This is a genomic window from Streptomyces poriticola, assembly GCF_036689765.1.
Lineage (GTDB): Bacteria > Actinomycetota > Actinomycetes > Streptomycetales > Streptomycetaceae > Streptomyces > Streptomyces poriticola.
On record NZ_JBAGKH010000011.1, the window covers coordinates 131,870 to 150,023 of the forward strand.

At 71.6% G+C, this 18,154-nt stretch carries 15 protein-coding genes; 8 read left to right on the forward strand and 7 right to left on the reverse strand.

Annotated elements, in window-relative coordinates:
• Positions 1–24: 24 nt before the first annotated feature.
• Positions 25–1,167, reverse strand: a complete 1,143-nt coding sequence (locus tag V5O46_RS17385; protein WP_332885506.1) for an epoxide hydrolase family protein — start codon at positions 1,165–1,167, stop codon at positions 25–27.
• A 63-nt stretch (positions 1,168–1,230) separates the two neighbouring features.
• Here V5O46_RS17385 and V5O46_RS17390 point away from each other — a divergent pair, with 63 nt between their 5' ends.
• The 3 genes from V5O46_RS17390 (at position 1,231) to V5O46_RS17400 (ending at position 3,879) form a co-directional block, all read left to right on the forward strand.
• Positions 1,231–2,193: a helix-turn-helix transcriptional regulator gene (locus V5O46_RS17390; RefSeq protein WP_332885524.1), complete on the forward strand. Its 963-nt coding sequence runs from the start codon at positions 1,231–1,233 to the stop codon at positions 2,191–2,193.
• A 528-nt stretch (positions 2,194–2,721) separates the two neighbouring features.
• On the forward strand, positions 2,722–3,240 hold the full coding sequence (locus V5O46_RS17395) for a DoxX family protein (RefSeq protein ID WP_332885507.1): 519 nt from the start codon (positions 2,722–2,724) through the stop codon (positions 3,238–3,240).
• A gap of 99 nt (positions 3,241–3,339) precedes the next feature.
• Positions 3,340–3,879 carry a GNAT family N-acetyltransferase gene (locus V5O46_RS17400; protein WP_332885508.1) on the forward strand — a complete coding sequence of 180 codons (540 nt, stop codon included), beginning with the start codon at positions 3,340–3,342 and terminating at the stop codon, positions 3,877–3,879.
• A 123-nt stretch (positions 3,880–4,002) separates the two neighbouring features.
• Here V5O46_RS17400 and V5O46_RS17405 read toward each other — a convergent pair whose 3' ends face one another.
• Together V5O46_RS17405 and V5O46_RS17410 are read right to left on the reverse strand one after the other, a co-directional pair.
• Complete coding sequence (locus tag V5O46_RS17405; RefSeq protein WP_332885509.1) at positions 4,003–4,248, reverse strand: hypothetical protein; 246 nt, start codon at positions 4,246–4,248, stop codon at positions 4,003–4,005.
• Positions 4,235–5,647 carry a PspC domain-containing protein gene (locus V5O46_RS17410; protein WP_332885510.1) on the reverse strand — a complete coding sequence of 471 codons (1,413 nt, stop codon included), beginning with the start codon at positions 5,645–5,647 and terminating at the stop codon, positions 4,235–4,237. Before V5O46_RS17410 ends, V5O46_RS17405 begins: the two co-directional genes overlap by 14 nt.
• Positions 5,648–5,825: 178 nt before the next feature.
• On the opposite strand from V5O46_RS17410, the gene V5O46_RS17415 reads away from it, so the two are divergent.
• Complete coding sequence (locus V5O46_RS17415; RefSeq protein ID WP_332885511.1) at positions 5,826–7,118, forward strand: ATP-binding protein; 1,293 nt, start codon at positions 5,826–5,828, stop codon at positions 7,116–7,118.
• Positions 7,115–7,828 carry a response regulator transcription factor gene (locus V5O46_RS17420; RefSeq protein WP_332885512.1) on the forward strand — a complete coding sequence of 238 codons (714 nt, stop codon included), beginning with the start codon at positions 7,115–7,117 and terminating at the stop codon, positions 7,826–7,828. Before V5O46_RS17415 ends, V5O46_RS17420 begins: the two co-directional genes overlap by 4 nt.
• 10 nt (positions 7,829–7,838) lie before the next feature.
• Here V5O46_RS17420 and V5O46_RS17425 read toward each other — a convergent pair whose 3' ends face one another.
• Positions 7,839–8,891, reverse strand: a complete 1,053-nt coding sequence (locus V5O46_RS17425) for a C40 family peptidase (protein WP_332885513.1) — start codon at positions 8,889–8,891, stop codon at positions 7,839–7,841.
• A 441-nt stretch (positions 8,892–9,332) separates the two neighbouring features.
• Here V5O46_RS17425 and V5O46_RS17430 point away from each other — a divergent pair, with 441 nt between their 5' ends.
• Complete coding sequence (locus tag V5O46_RS17430) at positions 9,333–9,686, forward strand: hypothetical protein (RefSeq protein ID WP_332885514.1); 354 nt, start codon at positions 9,333–9,335, stop codon at positions 9,684–9,686.
• Positions 9,687–9,795: 109 nt separating this feature from the next.
• Here V5O46_RS17430 and V5O46_RS17435 read toward each other — a convergent pair whose 3' ends face one another.
• A complete protein-coding gene (locus tag V5O46_RS17435; protein WP_332885515.1) occupies positions 9,796–11,001 on the reverse strand; it encodes a C40 family peptidase in 1,206 nt (401 codons plus the stop codon).
• 519 nt (positions 11,002–11,520) lie between these two features.
• Between V5O46_RS17435 and pcrA the strand changes: the two genes are divergently transcribed.
• Positions 11,521–14,004: a DNA helicase PcrA gene (gene pcrA, locus V5O46_RS17440; RefSeq protein ID WP_332885516.1), complete on the forward strand. Its 2,484-nt coding sequence runs from the start codon at positions 11,521–11,523 to the stop codon at positions 14,002–14,004.
• A gap of 46 nt (positions 14,005–14,050) precedes the next feature.
• Here pcrA and V5O46_RS17445 read toward each other — a convergent pair whose 3' ends face one another.
• Together V5O46_RS17445 and V5O46_RS17450 are read right to left on the reverse strand one after the other, a co-directional pair.
• A complete protein-coding gene (locus V5O46_RS17445) occupies positions 14,051–15,712 on the reverse strand; it encodes a M23 family metallopeptidase (RefSeq protein WP_332885517.1) in 1,662 nt (553 codons plus the stop codon).
• 208 nt (positions 15,713–15,920) lie between these two features.
• Entirely contained in the window at positions 15,921–17,150 is a 1,230-nt protein-coding gene (locus V5O46_RS17450; protein WP_408649011.1) for an esterase/lipase family protein, read from the reverse strand.
• 386 nt (positions 17,151–17,536) lie between these two features.
• Here V5O46_RS17450 and V5O46_RS17455 point away from each other — a divergent pair, with 386 nt between their 5' ends.
• Positions 17,537–17,953, forward strand: a complete 417-nt coding sequence (locus V5O46_RS17455; protein WP_332885526.1) for a cobalamin B12-binding domain-containing protein — start codon at positions 17,537–17,539, stop codon at positions 17,951–17,953.
• Positions 17,954–18,154 lie beyond the last annotated feature (201 nt).

Sequence of the window (18,154 nt, forward strand, 5' to 3'; positions counted from 1 at the left end):
CGGCCCGCGGGCCCCGACGCGGAGTCAGGACAGGCCGCGGAAGAAGGTGCGGATGTCGTCCGCGAGCAGTTCCGTCTCCTCCATCGCCGGGAAGTGACCGCCCTCGGTGAACTCGCTCCAGTGGCCGATCGTCTTCCCCGGGTCCAGCACCCGGCGCATGAGCGGGTGGGTGTCGAACACGGCCCATCCGGACGGCACGCCGGAACCCATGACCAAGTCGAGCCCGGAGTGCTCGTTCTCGTAGTAGAACTGCGCGCTCGTGGCGCCGCTGCGGGTGAACCAGTACAGGCTGATGTTGGTGAGGAGCTGGTCGCGGTCGACCGTCTCGTCCGGCGTCCGGTAGGCGCCGCCGGCCCTGGTCCTGAACTTCTCGGCGATCCACGCGAGCTGACCGACCGGTGAGTCGGTGAGCGCCGCGCCGATCGTGTCCGGACGGTGGTTCTGCATCAGGAGATACCCGCGATCGGTCGCGTCCTCGGTGCGCACGGCCTCGAGCTGGGCGGTCTCGTCATCGGACAGACCCTCGGGGTAGGGGAACCTGTCGCCGATCAACCCGAGCCACCGGGGGTCGCTGCCGAAGTGCGTGCCGATGACGCGCTCCGGGCAGAGCGCAGCGAGGCGGCCGATGGTGCCCGCACCGATGTCGGTGCCGTGGGCCGCGAACCTCTCGTAGCCCAGACGCGTCATGATCTCGGCGTAGGCCTCCGTCGTCCGCGCCAGCTCCCAGCCGGTCCCCGACAGCGGGGTGGAGAACCCGAAGCCGGGCAGCGACGGGACGACCACGTGGAACTCGTCGGTCAGCAGCGGGATGAGTCGCTGGTACTCGACGAACGAACCCGGCCAGCCGTGGTTCAGGATCAGCGCGGCGGCCTCCGGGTTCGTCGACCGCACGTGCACGACGTGGAACGTCTGGCCGTTGACGACCGTCGTGAACTGTTCGTACTCGTTGAGCTTCGCCTCCTGCGCACGCCAGTCGAACCCGTCGTGCCAGTACTCGGCGAGCTCCTTCAGGTACACCACGGGGATGCCGCGGCTGAAGTCGGTGCGATCGTCCCGGCCCGGCACGGGGATCGGCCAGCGCGTGTGTGCCAGCCGGTCACGCAGGTCGTCGATGTCGGCCTGCGGGATGTCGATGCGGAACGGTGTGAGTGCGTTGTTCTCGTTCATGGCATCGACGTTCCCAGCAATTGCGGCAGGTTCGCTTCCGCGATTGCCGGGATGATGGAGAACATGTTGGAGACCTCCGTCCGCCTGCTCGAACTGCTGTCATTGCTCCAGCTCAAGCGCGACTGGACGAGCTCGGAGCTCGCCGCCCGGCTCGATGTGAGCACGAGGACCGTGCGCGCCGACATCGGCAAGCTGCGGTCCCTCGGCTATCCCGTGGACGCGCGCCCCGGCGTCGCGGGCGGGTACCGGCTGGCCGCCGGGACGGCGATGCCCCCACTGCTGCTCGACGACGACGAGGCCGTCGCCGTCGCGGTCGGACTGGGCGTGGCCGCGACCCGAAGGCTCGGAGTCGAAGAGACGTCGCTCACCGCGCTCGCGAAGCTGGAGCAGGTGCTGCCCTCGCGCCTGCGTCGGCGTGTCGAGGCGGTACGCGAGGCGACGAGCGTCGTTCCAGGTGCTGAACCGCCGCTCGATCTCTCGGTTCTCGGCGCGGTCGCCGCCGCGATCCGCGGCCACGAACGGCTCCGGTTCGGATACACGAAGCCCGGGGGCAGCGAAAGGGCCCGCCACACCGAACCGCGACGGCTGGTGAGCTGGGGACCGCTCTGGTACCTGCTCGCGTGGGATCTCGACCGTGACGACTGGCGGGTCTTCCGCGTCGACCGCATGGTTCCGCACGCACCGACGGGTGCGCGGTTCCAGCCGCGCGTGATCCCGGAGGACGATGTCGTCGAGTACGTCGTCCGACGCGTCAGCAAGGCGGCCTGGAAGTATCGCGCCCGGGTACTCGTGCATGCTCCCGCCGCCAAGGTCGCCGCGAAGATCCCCATCCCGGTCGATATCGAGGTGGTCGACGAGTCCACGTGCCGGGTCGAGCTGGGTTCCGACGCCCCGGACCGGCTCGCGCTGTGGATGGCCCAGCTCGACGTCGACATCGAGGTGATCGACGGAGACGAGCTCGCGGTGGCGTTCGATCGCCTGGCGACCAGGTTCCGCCGCGCGGCGGGTGGCGCATCCACGACGTGAATACCGGCCGTCGGTCGTCCGACGACGTCGCCGAGGGCCCGGCGGCCGGCGGCCGGTATCCGGGCCCTTGAGCACCTTGCCGTCGGCTCGGCGCAGGACCCGGCCGTCCGCGCCCCGCTTGCTCGTGCGGGACCGACGGACCTCGACGAAGACGGCCGTAGGCCATCCCCGGCGCGTCCGCGGCGCCGTACGTGACGTAGCGGACATCGGCCGGCTCCTCGGCCACCGCCTGGTACGCGGCGACCGGGTCATCGCCGGTTCGCAGTGACTCCGTCAGGGTCGCGAATGCCTCGGCGGCTTCGCCGGCGGCTTCGCCGGCGGCTTCGCCGGCGGCTTCGCCGGCGGCTTCGTCCGCTGCGTCCGTCGGCAACGGACTTCCGAAGCAGGCCCTGCAGCAGCAGAGCTCCGTGGTCGTCCGGAGCGCCTGGGCGGGCGGAAAAAGCCGACCACAGGATTGAGCACGCCGCTCCCGTCGTACGTATGTCTGTGGAGGGCTCCGCACGCGTGGGCGAGAGGCGGCTGGCAGGCATGACGCACGGCATTCGTACGGACACGCAGACGTTCGGACCCGGCGGCTGGCGCGACACCGCCACCCGCTACGCGCTGCTCCCCCTCCGGATCTTCCTCGGCGTCACCTTCATCTACGCCGGACTGGACAAACTCACCGACAGCGCCTTCATGCAGGACTCGGGTGCCGGGTCCATCGGCGAGATGATGCGGGCCGTGCGTGACTCCTCCGCCGTCCCGGCACTCGTCGACCTCGCACTGGAGAGCCCGGTCGGCTTCGGCTACGCCATCGCCCTGGGCGAGCTGGCGGTCGGCATCGGCACCCTGATCGGGCTGCTCGCCCGCCTCGCGGCCGTCGGCGGTGCGCTGATCTCACTCAGCCTCTGGCTGACCGTGAGCTGGGCCTCCGATCCGTACTACTACGGCAATGATCTCCCCTATCTGATGGCCTGGCTGCCCCTTGTGCTCGCCGGAGCCCCCTACTGGTCGCTGGATGCCGCGATCAGGGGCCGGCGGCGGGGACGGGCAGGGGCGTGGTGACTGGTCCGGGGCTGCTTCCGGGTGCTGCTCGAGGGTCGGATCCAGATGGAGTCGAGCGCTTCCCGTTCGGCTGATCTGACCACCTGTTGGCGTGCGCGGATGGAAGATCTGGGGCCCGTGGCCTGGCCGCCCGAGCCGATCAGGACCGAGCGGCTCGTGCTCCGCGAGTCCGAGGGCCGGGACCGTGTGGCCTTCATCGAGCTGCTCACCTCGCCAGAGGTGCACACCTATCTCGGCGGCCCCCGGCCGCGTGACCAGCTCGAGCGCGAGATGCCCAGGGTGCCCGAGCAGTGGCCCGGAAGCTTCGTCGTTGATCTCGACGGGGCGGTGATCGGTCAGATCCTGCTCAGGAGAGCAACGGGGCACCGTCGCCCGGCTGCCGCGGGGAAGGCCGATCTCGGCTACCTGTTCCTGCCGCGGGCGTGGGGATTCGGGTACGCCGCCGAGGCCTGCACGGCGGCACTCGGCTGGCTCACCGGCGCGCTTCCCGGCGAGCCGGTGGTGCTCACCACCCAGACCGCCAACGTCGGCTCGATGCGCCTCGCGGCGAAGCTGGGGTTCACCGAGGTGGAGCGGTTCGAGGCCTGGGGCGCCGAGCAGTGGCTCGGCATGTGGTCCCCGGTCGCACCGTCCGGTTGAGTCGGCGACGGAACCGCCGGGGCGTTCCTGCCCGTCCGTGTGCGAGCTGCCTGCTGCCGCGAGCCGCCCGCGGGCAGCTCTGCCGCCATTCGCCGGCCGCCCACCCGGGGTGGCCGCCCGGTGTCAGGCCGGGATGCCGGAGCGCGGTTCGTCGGGGTCCCGGCGGGATGCGGCCCGGTGTCGCCGGCGTACCGACCGGTTCAGCACCGCCGCCGCGCCGGCCAGGCAGAGGCCGCCGACGACCATGGGGATGACCGCGAACCAGGGCGTCTCCCACAGCCCGCCCGCATCTCCGGCGTAGACGACGCCCGCCAGGGCCAGGAAGGCTCCGGCGACCAGCCGTCCGGGCTGGAACTCATGACGCAGCACGGGTCACCTCCGCCTGTCCCAGGCCCACCTGCAGATCCAGGTCGAGCGTCCCGGTGTCCTCGCCGCCCCCGGCCGGGGGCAGGGTCAGCTCCTGGTGTCTGCCCGGGGCCACGTCCACGTCGCCCGTGTCGTCGCCCGGCAGTTGGATGTCGCCCACTCCGACCTCGACGCTCAGCCGCACGGTCACGTCCTGCGGGACGATCACCTGGATGCGGCCCATGCCCACGTCGGCCCGGGTGCTCACGGTCTCGCCCGCGGGCACCTCCAGCCGGGACAGGTCCAGCGTGCCGTCGCCCGCGCCGACGTCGTACTGCTCCCGTACCTCCGTCAGCGCCGCGGGTCTCCACGTCGGCTCCGTCCACTCGGTGCCGATGTCCTTGGGCAGCGCTGCCGAGCCGGCCAGCAGGGCCGCCGTGACGACCGACAGCACGATGGTGCCACCTCCCAGCCGGCCCAGGAACGCGCTGACGGCGAGGCCCAGACCGAACACGGCGAGGGCCGCGGCCAGACCGGCCTGCAGGCTGGTGCCCAGGGGGTGATCGCCCCAGGTCAGCCCGGTGCCGAGGCCGCCGGCGAGCAGGGCGAGGAGGAAGACCCAGCCGCCGATCCAGCGGGGCCCGCGCGGTCCGGCCGGCCGGGGGTGCTGCGTCTCGGGCCACTCGCGGCCGCCGCCGTTCGCGATGTTCACCGCCGCCGCGATGTCCCGGGCGTGGGGGTCGGGCGGGCCCCACAGATATCCGGTGCCACCGACATGGGTGCCGTCCTTGACGATGGGGTCCCGCCACCAGGAGGGGTGGGCGGCGGGCACCGGCGGCGCCTGGGCCTCCGGCGGGGCGTCGGCGGCGGCCTGCGCGGCGAGCGGGTCGGGACCCGGGACACCGCGCCGCCGGGACCAGTAGCCGGCGCCGGCCAGCAGGAGGGAGAGGACGACGGCGAAGGTGAGGACCCCGCCGTTGTTCAGCATGGTCAGGAAGACACCGCAGCCGACCAGGGCGAAGAGCACGGCCGCCAGAGCCTGGCCGTCGACCCGGCCGGTCAGCAGTTTGCGGACCTCGTTCTCCTCCTCGTCGTCGAGCGGGACGACGAGCCAGGCGAAGCCGTAGAAGATCAGGCCGATGCCGCCGGTCGCGGAGAGCACCGCCAGCGTGATCCGGAAGATCACCGGGTCCATGTCGAACTGCCGCCCCAGCCCCGCGCACACGCCCGCGAGCAGCTTGTGCGACCGGTCGCGCCGGAGGGTGCGGGGCGGCTCGGGGGCGTCCGGGCCGACTGCGCCCGGTGACCCGGCGCCCGGTGCGGCATCCGCGGCGGGCGCGGCATCCTGCGGCCCTGCGCCCGGCTGGGGGCGAGGGCCGGAGCCGGGTCCCGGACCCGTCGCGGCGTGCTCGTGATCTGTCATGACTCCATGGTGACGGGCGAGGCGGCGCGGGGGCAGCCGGGGCGACCCTGGTCCGACCCTGATATCGGCCCTGAGCCGAGGCCGGGGAAGCGTTCGAGGGGGCCTCGGGCGGGATCAGGGGATTCTCCGGGGACGACCCTGATGCCCCCGCCCGGGCAGCCGTGTGACCATCGATGACATGCCGGAAGCCGCAGCAGCGCCCCTCGTCGGACCGCGGCCTCCGCGCAAGCTCTACCGCAGCAGCGACGGTCGCTGGCTCGGTGGCGTGGCGCGGGGGCTGGCCGGGCATCTCGGGCTGCCCGTGGTCTGGGTGCGGCTGGCGTTCGTCGGCCTCTTCATGGCCGACGGACTCGGCGCCCTGCTGTACGCGGCGTTCTGGTTCTTCGTGCCGCTCGGCGTCGGCGGTGTCGAGGCACAGAAGCCGCCGTCCCTGGTCACCACGGACACCGCGCCGGACGGCCGCCGCAGACTCGTCGCCCGCAAGCCGGACAAGGGGCAGATCGTCGCGCTGCTCCTCATGGTCGTCGTCGCCATGGTGTTCGTGGGCAACGTCAACCTCGGCGGCGGTGCGCGGGCCTATCTCTGGCCGACCGTGCTCGTCGGCGCGGGTGTCGCCCTGGTCTGGCGGCAGGCGGACAACGCCCGCCGGGCCCGCTGGGCCGAGGTCGGCCGGCACCGGCGCACGGTGACGCTGCTGCGCGCCGTGGTCGGCGTGCTGCTCGTCACGGCCGGTGTCACCGGCATCTTCGTGCTCCAGGGCTCCGCCGCTCACCTGGGCTCGGTCCTCCAGGCGGCCCTCGCGGTCCTCGTCGGGATAACGCTCCTGGCCGGCCCGTATCTGGTCCGCATGACGCAGGACCTCTCCGAGGAGCGGCTGATGCGCATCCGCGCCCAGGAGCGCGCCGAGGTCGCCGCCCATGTCCACGACTCCGTGCTGCACACCCTGACCCTGATCCAGCGCAACGCCGAGAGCCCCGGCGAGGTCCGCCGCCTGGCCCGCGCCCAGGAGCGCGACCTGCGCTCCTGGCTCTACAAGCCGGAGGGCAACGGCAAGGACGAGGAGGACGAGCCCACCACCCTCGCCGACGCCGTCCGGCGCAATGCCGCCGAGATCGAGGACAAGCACGGCGTCCCCATAGAGGTCGTGGTCGTCGGTGACTGCCCGCTCGACGAGAGGACCGGGGCGCAGATGCAGGCCGCACGCGAGGCGATGGTGAACGCCGCCAAGTACGGTGGCGAGGGCGGCGCCGTACAGGTCTACGCCGAGGTCGAGGGCAGTACGGTCTTCGTGTCCGTACGGGACCGCGGCCCCGGCTTCGACCTCGACTCGATACCCGCCGACCGGATGGGTGTCAGAGAATCGATCATCGGCCGCATGGAGCGCAACGGCGGCACGGCGCGGCTGCGCGCGGTGCCCGGCGGCGGCACGGAGGTCGAGCTGGAGATGGAGAGGGCGGAGAACACGTCATGAGCGACCCGACCGAGGCGAACGGAACGGCCGGACCCACGGAGGCGGCCGGCCGGCATGTGCGCGTGGTCCTCGTCGACGACCACCGGATGTTCCGCACCGGCGTCCAGGCCGAGATCGGCCAGACCGCGCAGACCGGCGTCGAGGTGGTCGGAGAGGCCGCCGACGTCGACCAGGCGGTCACCGTGATCACCGCGACCCGGCCCGAGGTAGTCCTGCTCGACGTGCACCTCCCGGGCGGCGGCGGTGTCGAGGTACTCCGCCGTTGCGCCGCATTGATGGCCGACACCGAGCAGCCGGTGCGGTTCCTCGCCCTGTCCGTGTCGGACGCGGCGGAGGACGTCATCGGCGTGATCCGCGGCGGCGCCCGCGGCTACGTCACCAAGACGATCACGGGCACGGACCTCGTCGACTCCGTCTTCCGGGTCCAGGAGGGCGACGCCGTCTTCTCCCCGCGGCTGGCCGGCTTCGTCCTGGACGCCTTCGCCTCCACCGACGCCCCACCCGTCGACGAGGACCTCGACCGCCTCACCCAGCGGGAGCGGGAGGTCCTGCGCCTCATCGCGCGCGGCTACGCTTACAAGGAGATCGCCAAGCAGCTGTACATCTCGGTCAAGACGGTCGAGTCCCATGTCTCCGCGGTGCTGCGCAAGCTGCAGCTGTCCAACCGCCACGAACTGACCCGCTGGGCGACGGCCCGCCGACTGGTCTGACCGGGGCCGGTCACACCACCCGCGTGGCGCCGGCGAAGGGCATCTGGTCGACCGGGGCCAGGCGAACCGGGGCCGACGGGTTCGGGGCGTGGATCATCTGGCCGTTGCCCACGTAGATGCCGACGTGGCTGATGCCGGAGTAGAAGAACACCAGGTCGCCCGGGCGCAGTTCGGAGCGGGTGATGCGGCGGCCGGCGTCGATCTGGGAGTAGGTCGTGCGGGGCAGGGCGACGCCCGCGGAGCGGTAGGCGGCCTGGATCAGGCCCGAGCAGTCGAAGGCGTCGGGCCCGGTCGCGCCCCACACATAGGGGCTGCCGAGCTTGTCGTACGCGTAGGCGACGGCGGCCGCGGCGCGGGAGCTGGGTGCCTGCGCGGTGGCGGAGGCCGCCAGATCCTCCCGGGCGTCCGCCGACCGGGAGGCGCGGTCCGGGGCCGCGCCGATGCGTGCGCGTTCCTCTGCGGTCAGCCGGGAGAGCAGCCGGCGCGCCTCGTCGAGCTTGGTGGTGATCGTCCTGCGGTGCTTGTGCAGTTCCTCCTGCCGGGACTTCAGCGAGGCCAGTTCGACCCGTGCGGCGCCGCGGAGCTGCTCGACCTCCCGGAGCTGCTTGCGGACCTGTCCGACGGCCGCGGTCCGGCGCACGCCCGCCCGTTCCACGAACGCGGCGGAGTCGAGGTACTCGTCGGGGTCCGAGGAGAGCGCCAGCTGGACGGCAGGGTCGAGACCGCCGCTGCGGTACTGCGCGGCCGCGACCGAACCGAGCGCCTCGCGCGCGGTGTTGAGGCGGTCCTCCTTGCGGGCGACCTCGTCGCGCAGGTTCTCCAGCCGCCGTTCGGCGGCGTCCGCCTTCTCCTTCGCGCCGTTGTACTTCTCGGTGGCGACCTCCGCCTCCTGGTACAGCTGGTCCACTCTGGCCCTGACCTGCTCCGGCGTCGCGTCGGGAGCGGCGTGCCCGGCGCCGTCCAGGCCGGTCGCGGTCGCGGCCCCCGCGAGGGCGAGTGTGGCGGCGGTACGGGCCGAGCCGCCGCCGGCCGTGCGTTGCCGGGGTTTGCGGTGCGCTGCCACCAGGACTCACCCGTCCTTCCGTAGGACTGCGGACCGGCGGTCCGCGCGTCCGGTGGCAGCCCTGCACAGAGGGAGGGACCACCACCGGACCCTTTGGCGGTGGTGCCGACTGCCGCCCCTGGCCCGGGCGGCGGTGGGGAGCCGGGCACCTGCTGCAGGACGCTAGACCCGACCGCGCCGCGCCGGTGACGCGATGTGCGGAAGTGACGACAGGGGACCGGCGGTGACCGTATGCGACCGAGATCGCCGTCCCGGACCGTCGTCTTCACTCAGGGTGATGACCGATGTGTCGGAAGGCGGGACGGGGACGAGGAGGCAGTGCTAGGGCGCGCATATATGCATCGCGGCTGCATCACCCCTGCACGCGGCAGTGCTGCGGGCGTCGGTGCGCCCCCTGGGCCGGTTCCGGACGCCCTGGGGGCGCTGACTAGGCTCCGGGCCATGGACGTACTCATCCACCTCTTCGTCGGCCTGCACATCATCGGCATCGCGTCGCTGCTCGGCGGCTTCCTCACTCAGATGAAGGCGATGGGCGAGGGCACCGCCCGCTACACCCCGGCCATGCTGCACGGGGCGCTGACGATGCTGGTCACCGGAGTGATCCTGGTCGGTCTGAACCAGGCCGACGACCAGCCGGTCGACAACATCAAGATCGGTGTGAAGCTTGCCCTGCTGATCGTGATCCTCGGACTCGTCTATGTGAAACGGGACGACGAGAAGGTGGACAAGGGCCTCTTCGGGCTGGTGGGGCTGCTGACCGTGGCGAACGTCTTCATCGCGGTGCTGTGGACCTGACCGGTCCTGCAGCCGGTCTGACCGGTCCTGCAGCCGGCCTGACCGGTCCTGCAGCCGGCCTGACCGGTCCGGCTTCAGGCCCGGGCGGCCCGTCCGCGGCACGGGGCGGTCAGGCCGGCCGTACCACGCTGTGGATCGAGGACTCCCCGTCGTAGTACACGGACTCCTCGCGGACGTAGGTGCCGGGCTTCGGCGCGTGGATCATCATGCCGTTGCCGATGTAGATGCCGACATGGGTGACGTCGTCGTAGAAGAAGACCAGGTCGCCCGCCTGCGCCTGGGAGAGCGGCACCGTGGTGCCCGCGTCGACCTGGTCGTAGGTGGTGCGCGGCAGCGTCACGCCCGCCGCCTTCCAGGCGGCCTGGGTGAGGCCGGAGCAGTCGTAGGAGCCGGGGCCGGTGGCGCCCCAGACGTACGGCTTGCCGATCTGGGCGCGGGCGAAGGCGAGCGCCTTCTCGGCCTTGGTGCCGTACGACGCGTCCGGCGCGGACGGTGAGGTGGACGAGCCGGTGCCGGTGCCCGGCCCGGTGCCTCCCGAACCCGCGCCGGAGGAGCCGTCCTCCTGCTGCTGGGCGGCCTGCTCCTGCCGCTCCCGCTCCTCGGCCTGCTGCCGGGCCAGTTCCGCGGCCTTGCGGGCAGCCTCCTCCTGCTTCTTCTTCTCGATCGCCGCGAGCCGCGCCCTCTCCTCCGCGGTCAGCTTCGACAGCAGTTCGCGCGCGGTGCCGAGCTTCTTCTGGACGGTGGCCTTGGCCGTCTTCAGGTCGTTCTGGGTGTCGGTGAGCGTCTCGAGGCTCTCGGTGGCCTCGCGGCGCTTCTCCATCGTCTCCGACTGCTGCGTGACGTAGTCGTCGACCGCGGCCTTCTGGCGGCCGGTGAGCCGGCCCATCAGCTGGTCCTGGTCGAAGTAGTCCTGCGGGCTGTCGGCGAGCAGGAACGTCGCGGTGCCGGGGACGGCGGAGCCTGTGCGGTACTGGGCGGCGGCGAAGGAACCCAGCTCCTCGCGCGCCTCGTTGAGGCTCTGCGTGCGCTCGGCGACGTCGTCGAGGAGGGTGTCGACCCGCTTGCGCTGGTTCGCGGTCTTCTCCTTGGCCGCGTTGTACTTCTCGGTCGCCGACTCCGCCTGGCGGTACAGCTCGTCGACCTTCTTCTCGACCTCTTCGAGGCTCGGATTGCCGTCGGTCGACGGAGCGGCGGGGGCGGCGTTGGCCGACTGCGACAGCAGGGCGACGGAGGTGAGGGCCGCCGTGGCGAGGGCGGGGGTCCGTATGCCTGCTACGCGCGTACCCGTGGGACGCGACTTGCGGTGCGACGCCAAGGGAGGCGACTCCTTCCGTGCTCCGCCTGCCGGGGCCGCGGTGGGGGTGTCCCCGGGCCGATCAGGCTCCGGGGGAGGGTTCGGGCGTTGTGGTCCGGAAGGTTGCCCTACGGCCCTGCCCCAGGAGGCGTGCCCCGGGGGCGGGCCCCGGTCTGGGCCTGCCCGGGAGGGCGTGTGGGCCGACTCACCCCATGGTTCGGTCGGGTCCCCGGCTCCGGACGCCGTGCGGACGCGCCGGACTCGGCGGAGGCCGTGCGGCCCGGCGACGTTCGCCGGTGGGGGTCGTACGGCCTGTCCGCACCGTAGCCAACTCGTGTGGCACCTGTGAAGGTTGGTGGGTGATATGCCCGATACATTTTCGTGACCTGGAATCAGGGATTCACGATGAGTGACATGCCGTGCCGTGGCTGTGCCCGTCCGTCGTGCCGCCCGGGGGCGCCGCGCCGCCGACCGAGGGCTTCGGGCCATTTCCCGGGGCGGGAACCGGTTGTCGGTGGGGCGCCCTAGACTCGGAGAGCGATGAGCAGCCTCTTTGACGACAGCTTCCTGGCGAGCCTCCACGCCCCCCGCGGCCATGAGGAGGAACCCCCGCCTCCGCCCGAGGACGATCATGCTCCGGAGTCGATCCCGGACGATCTGTTCGGCGGGAAGTTCGACACGCCGCGGGACCGGGACCCGTACTACCGCAACGGCGCCCCGCGCCCGGTGGTGGACCCCGCCGCGCTCCTGGAAGGGCTCAACGACAACCAGCGCGCCGCCGTCGTGCACTCCGGCTCCCCGCTGCTCATCGTGGCCGGTGCCGGGTCCGGCAAGACCCGCGTCCTCACCCACCGCATCGCCCATCTGCTGGCCGAGCGGAGCGTCCACCCGGGCCAGATCCTCGCGATCACCTTCACCAACAAGGCCGCGGGTGAGATGAAGGAGCGCGTCGAGCAGCTCGTCGGCCCGCGCGCCAACGCGATGTGGGTGATGACCTTCCACAGCGCCTGCGTGCGCATCCTGCGCCGGGAGTCCAGGAAGCTCGGCTTCACCTCGTCGTTCTCGATCTACGACGCCGCCGACTCCAAGCGTCTGATGGCCCTGGTCTGCCGCGACCTGGACCTCGATCCGAAGCGGTTCCCGCCGAAGTCCTTCAGCGCCAAGGTCTCCAACCTGAAGAACGAGCTGATCGACGAGGAGGACTTCGCCGCCCAGGCGATGGACGGCTTCGAGAAGACCCTCGCTCAGGCGTACGCCCTGTACCAGTCGCGGCTGCGGGAGGCCAACGCCCTCGACTTCGACGACCTGATCATGACCACGGTCAACCTGCTCCGTGCCTTCCCGGACGTCGCCGAGCACTACCGCCGCCGCTTCCGACACGTCCTGGTCGACGAGTACCAGGACACCAACCACGCCCAGTACGCCCTGGTGCGGGAGCTGGTCGGCACCGGCGCGTACGACGAGGACGTGCCGCCGGGCGAGGGCGACATCCCGCCCGCCGAGCTGTGCGTGGTGGGCGACGCCGACCAGTCGATCTACGCCTTCCGCGGCGCGACCATCCGCAACATCCTCCAGTTCGAGGAGGACTACCCGGATGCGACCACGATCCTGCTGGAGCAGAACTACCGCTCCACCCAGACCATCCTCAGCGCCGCCAACGCCGTCATCGAGCGCAACGAGTCCCGGCGGCCGAAGAACCTGTGGACCAACCAGGGCGCCGGCGCGCAGATCACCGGGTACGTCGCCGACACCGAGCACGACGAGGCCCAGTTCGTCGCCGACGAGATCGACCGCCTCACGGACGCGGGCGAGGCGAAGGCCGGCGATGTCGCCGTCTTCTACCGCACCAACGCCCAGTCCCGGGTCTTCGAGGAGGTCTTCATCCGCGTCGGCCTGCCCTACAAGGTCGTCGGCGGCGTCCGCTTCTACGAGCGCAAGGAGGTCCGGGACGTCCTGGCCTATCTGCGGGTGCTGGCCAATCCCGAGGACTCCGTCCCGCTGCGGCGCATTCTGAACGTGCCCAAGCGGGGCATCGGTGACCGCGCGGAGGCCATGGTCGACGCGCTGTCCCAGCGGGAGAAGATCAGCTTCCCGCAGGCGCTCAAGCGGGTCGACGAGGCGTACGGCATGGCCGCGCGGTCCGCGAACGCCGTGAAGCGGTTCAACACCCTGATGGAGGACCTCCGTACGATCGTCGAGTCCGGTGCCGGGCCGGCGACCGTGCTGGAAGCCGTACTCGAACGCACCGGCTACCTCGCCGAGCTGCAGGCGTCCACCGACCCCCAGGACGAGACCCGGATCGAGAACCTCCAGGAACTCGCCGCCGTCGCCCTGGAGTTCGAACAGGAGCGCGGCGAGGACGAGGCCGGCACCCTGGCCGACTTCCTCGAGCAGGTCGCCCTGGTGGCCGACTCCGACCAGATCCCCGACGAGGAGGAGGGCGACGGCGTCGTCACCCTGATGACGCTGCACACCGCCAAGGGCCTGGAGTTCCCGGCGGTCTTCCTGACCGGCATGGAGGACGGCGTCTTCCCGCATATGCGCGCCCTCGGCCAGGCCAAGGAGCTGGAGGAGGAGCGGCGGCTGGCATACGTCGGGATCACGCGCGCGCGTGAGCGGCTGTACCTGACGCGGTCGACGATGCGCAGCGCCTGGGGACAGCCGTCGTACAACCCGCCCTCGCGCTTCCTGGAGGAGATTCCGGTCGCCCACCTGGCGTGGAAGCGTACGGGCGCGAGCGCGACTCCCCGGTCCACCGGCCCGGTGTCGGGAGTGACCGCCTCGCTGTCGTCGTCCCGGTCCCGTTCGTCGGCGTCGGGCGGGTCCGGCTTCGCCACCCGCCGCGCAGGCGAGAAGCCGGCGGTCGCGCTGGCGGTCGGCGACCGGGTCACCCACGACCAGTTCGGACTGGGGACCGTCGTCGCGGTGAAGGGCACGGGGGCGAACGCCGAGGCGACGATCGACTTCGGCGACACCAAGCCGAAGCGGCTGCTGCTGCGGTACGCGCCGGTGGAGAAGCTGTAAGGGCCGCTGGGGCCGGCCGGGGAGGGGGAGCCGCGGGCGGTGGCGCTCAGGTCGGGTTGAGGCCGTGGCTGCGCAGCCACGCCAGCGGGTCCAGCGGGGACCCGCCGCCCGGCCGCACCTCGAAGTGGAGATGCGGTCCCGTCGAGTTGCCCGAGTTCCCGGAGTACGCGATCGGGTCGCCGGCCTTCACGGTCGTACCGGAGGGCACGCGGTAGCTGGAGAGGTGGCAGTACCAGGTCTCCGTGCCGTCCTTCGCGGTCACGATCATCATGTTCCCGTACGCGCTGTTGTACTGGGTCCGGACCGTGCCGTCGGTCGCGGCCATCACCGTCGTGCCGTACGAGACGGGGAAGTCGATGCCCGTGTGCACCGACATCCAGTTGATGCCGGACTGGCCGTAGTAGGCGCTGAGTCCGTGCCGTGCGACGGGCAGCGCGAACTTGGGGCGCAGACGCTCCTTGCGCGCCGCCTCCTCGGCGGCCCGCTTCTTCTCCGCCGCCTGCTGAGCCTTGAGGTCGATGCGCTCCTGGGTGCGGCTGGCCCGGTCGGCGAAGTCGTTGGCACCGGCGGAGAGGCTCGCGAGCTGGGTGTCCAGCTTGTTGTTGGCGGCGGATGGTTTCACCTGCGGTGTCTCAGGCGTGGACGCGGCGGCGTCCGTCGTCTCGTCACCGCCGGTCAGGGTGCCGACGGAGGCGGCGGCGATTCCGGCCACGCCCACCACGCAGGCCGAGGGGACCGCGATGGTCAGCAGCGCGGAGCGCTTCGCGGGCTGGCGGCGACGGGAGCGGGAGCGGGACGGGGTGCGGGAGACGGTCCGGGCGGTGGGCTCGGAGGCGGGGGTGAGGTCCGTGGCCGGCAGCGGCTCTTCCTGGCCGTCCAGAAGGAACGGGCCGGTGGTGGACGGGAGCTCGTCGGGGGCGCCGAGGCCATCGGGGGTGAGGGCGCCGGTGTGGAGCTCGTCGTGGTGGGGAGCGTGGGATTCGTCGGTGTGCGAGCCGTCGGTGTGGTGCTCGTGGGCGGGGAGATCGCCGGTGCCGGGGGGCTCTTCGTCGCGGGGGTGGGGGATCTCCTGGGCGAGGGTGCCGTCCGGGTTCCACTGGGTTGCGTCGAAGGCGCCGGTGTCGTGCGTCTGCGCGGACCAGTCCCACTGCTGCGTCCGGTCTGCCGCGTTGCCGGACTGGTCCGGCTGGAGCCATGCGGTGGCGTCCCACTGGCCCGAGGTCTCGGGGCCGGTGGCCTGCGCGGGGATGGGCACCTGCTGGTACCCGGCGGTCCAGGCGGCCGTCTCGTACGAGCCGGTCTCGTAGGCGCCGGTGTCGTAGGTGGCAGTGTCGTAGGTGCCGGTGTGGTGCTGGGCCGCGTAGACGTCGTAGCTCAGGGACTGGTGGGAACCGGTGGGCCACTGGGACGCGTCGTACGAGCCGGTGGACGAGCCGGTGGTGTCGTACGAGGCCGTCGTGCCGTACGAGGCGGCGGTGGTGTCGTACGTGCCGGTGTGCTGGCCCGGGAGGGTTCCGAAGAGCGGATCGGCGTCGAAGGACGCGGGGGTGGGGGCGCCGGTGGCAAAACCGGTGGCGTCGTGGCCGCCGATGGTGGTGAAGTCGCCGTACTGGGCTTCCGGGGTGCCGTACGCGCCGTAGTGCGCGGTGACGGCGTCCGAAGCCGAGGCCGAGGTCGCCATGGTCCCCGACGGGTGACGGTCGTTCACCAACTTCTCTTTCGCCTCGACAACAAGGGCTGCCAGAGCAGTGCGGCGACTGTACCCGGCGGTACGCGGGCACGACAATCTTCGGCAGGTTTCGTGCCTGCAGGAAACGGGCAATCGGCCGTGATTTGGGGGAGCGTGGACGCGGGCTTGGCCCTATGTTCGAAATTTGTTCGAGCGGAGCGGGGGTCAAGTGGGTGTCAAGCGGGTGTCAGGCGACGGTGAGGTCGTCGGGGTGCGGGCGCTGGGCTGTGGCCCGTGCTGCGCCCGTCGCCGGCGCGTTGCCGTGCGGTGCGGCGGCTTCGTCCAGAGCCTGGCGAATTCCGGTGGCGACGGCGGGGTGTACCGGGAGGGCGAGGTGTCCGATGCCCGTGACCTGCACGTTCTGTGCGTTCAGGTCGGGGTGGTGGAGGCAGGCCGACTCCAGGGGGTCCATCACCTGGTCCAGATCGCTCCAGAAGCTCACGAACTGTGTGCGGCATCCGGGGGCGGGGCGGGCCAGCTCCTCGATCACGGGGGAGCCGGGGCGCATCTGGCGCACGATGGGGTGCGCGTTCGCCAGGGGCGCCACGCGTGTGCCGGAGTGCGGGGTGCCCAGGGTGACGAGGGTGCGGATGCGGTGGTCACCGCCGAGGCGCTGCGCGTAGTAGCGCGCGATCAGTCCGCCGAGGCTGTGTCCGACGATGTCGACGTGCTCGCTGTTCGTGCGGTCGCAGATCTCCGTGAGATGGCGGCCGAGCAGCTCCGCTGCGGTGCGTATGTCGCAGGTCAGCGGTGAGTAATTGAGCGAGATGACGTGCTCACGTCCGTGCTGGGTGAGGTTGCGGCGCAGGAGGACGAAGACGGAGCGGTTGTCGATGAAGCCGTGCAGCAGGACGACCGGGGGGTGGGGGAGGCCGGGCGGGGTGGGGAGCCTCGGGGTGGCGGTCGCTTCGGCCGTGGCTGTGGCGTCGGCTGCGGCTGGGCCGGCCGGGTTCGGGACCGAGGCGGAGGCGGGGTGCGTGGGCGTGAGGGGCTTGGCGGGGTCGTGGGCGGGTGCAGCGGTCAGGCGCTCCTGGGCGATGCCCACGGGGTAGAGGAGGACGTGTCCCGCGAGGATCGCCGCCTCCAGGGCGGTGGCCTTCAGCAGGGCCAGGGAGATCCCCGGGAGCCTGTTCGGCGAGATCGGCAGGATCGGGAGGATCGGCAGTGCCGAGAGGAGGGGGAGGGGGGAGAGACGGGAGAGGGAGAGGCCGGACAGGCCGGAGAGGGCAGAGAAGGAGAGTCCAGGCAGGACGGTGAGCCCTGGGAGGGCTGTGAGCCTGGGGAGCGCGGTCAGGCCCGGCAGGGTGGTGAGGCCCGGCAGGGCGGCGAGAGCGGGGAGGCCTGGCAGGCCCGGCAGGAGGCGCCGGCAGAGCGGGAGGAAGGGGAGAAAGGTGTGTACTGCCCTGGTGACCTTCATGGCCGACCTCCTGTCGGCACGCGGAGGAACGCCTTGTCCCCCGTGTGCCCTCGTGGAGAGCTGCGACACAAGCGATCGACGATGTTTGCGGGGACTGTGATACCTGAGTGTGATGCGGGGCAGGTGTGAGCGCATGTCGAGGCTGCGGTTGCCTGCGTCCCCGGGCGTGATCGGCGAGTGCGGCTCTCCGTGACGCGTGTCCCACCGTGTGATTTCCCCCTCGGTATCCGCCGCGAAACTGCCGGTTGCGGGATGCTGGAGATAACGTTCGTTCACTTCCTCGGACGGCGTGGTGCGGGGCGCCCGTGCCGTGAGGCCGTCCTGCACCGGGTTTTTGGCGCGGTACTTGTCGGTACGGATGATGTAGTCGCTTCATGGAGGCAGTGATGGGTGTGGCAGCCGGTCCGATCCGCGTGGTCGTGGCCAAGCCGGGGCTCGACGGCCACGATCGCGGGGCGAAGGTGATCGCGCGGGCCCTGCGCGACGCCGGTATGGAGGTCATCTACACCGGGCTCCACCAGACGCCTGAGCAGATCGTCGACACCGCGATTCAGGAGGACGCCGATGCGATCGGGCTGTCCATCCTCTCCGGGGCGCACAACACGCTCTTCGCTGCCGTGATCGAACTGCTCAGGGAGCGGGACGCGGCGGACATCCTCGTCTTCGGCGGGGGGATCATCCCCGAGGCGGACATTCCGCTGCTGAAGGAGAAGGGCGTCGCAGAGATCTTCACTCCGGGAGCGACGACCACGTCGATCGTGGACTGGGTCCGGGAGAACGTGCGGCAGCCGGCGGGGGCGTAGTTCGTTCTGCTCTGCGGGGTGCCTCCGGCGGTTCGTGGCGGGTGGGTGCCTGCGGCGGCCTGTGCGGGTGGCGGGGGGTGCGGGTTGTGCCTGCGGCGGCCTGTGCGGGTCGGTGGGGGGTGCGGGGTGCGCGTGCGGGTGGGTCGGGGCCGGGCCGGGGGGTGCCCGTCCTCGGAACGGCGCGGAATCGGCAGATCGGAA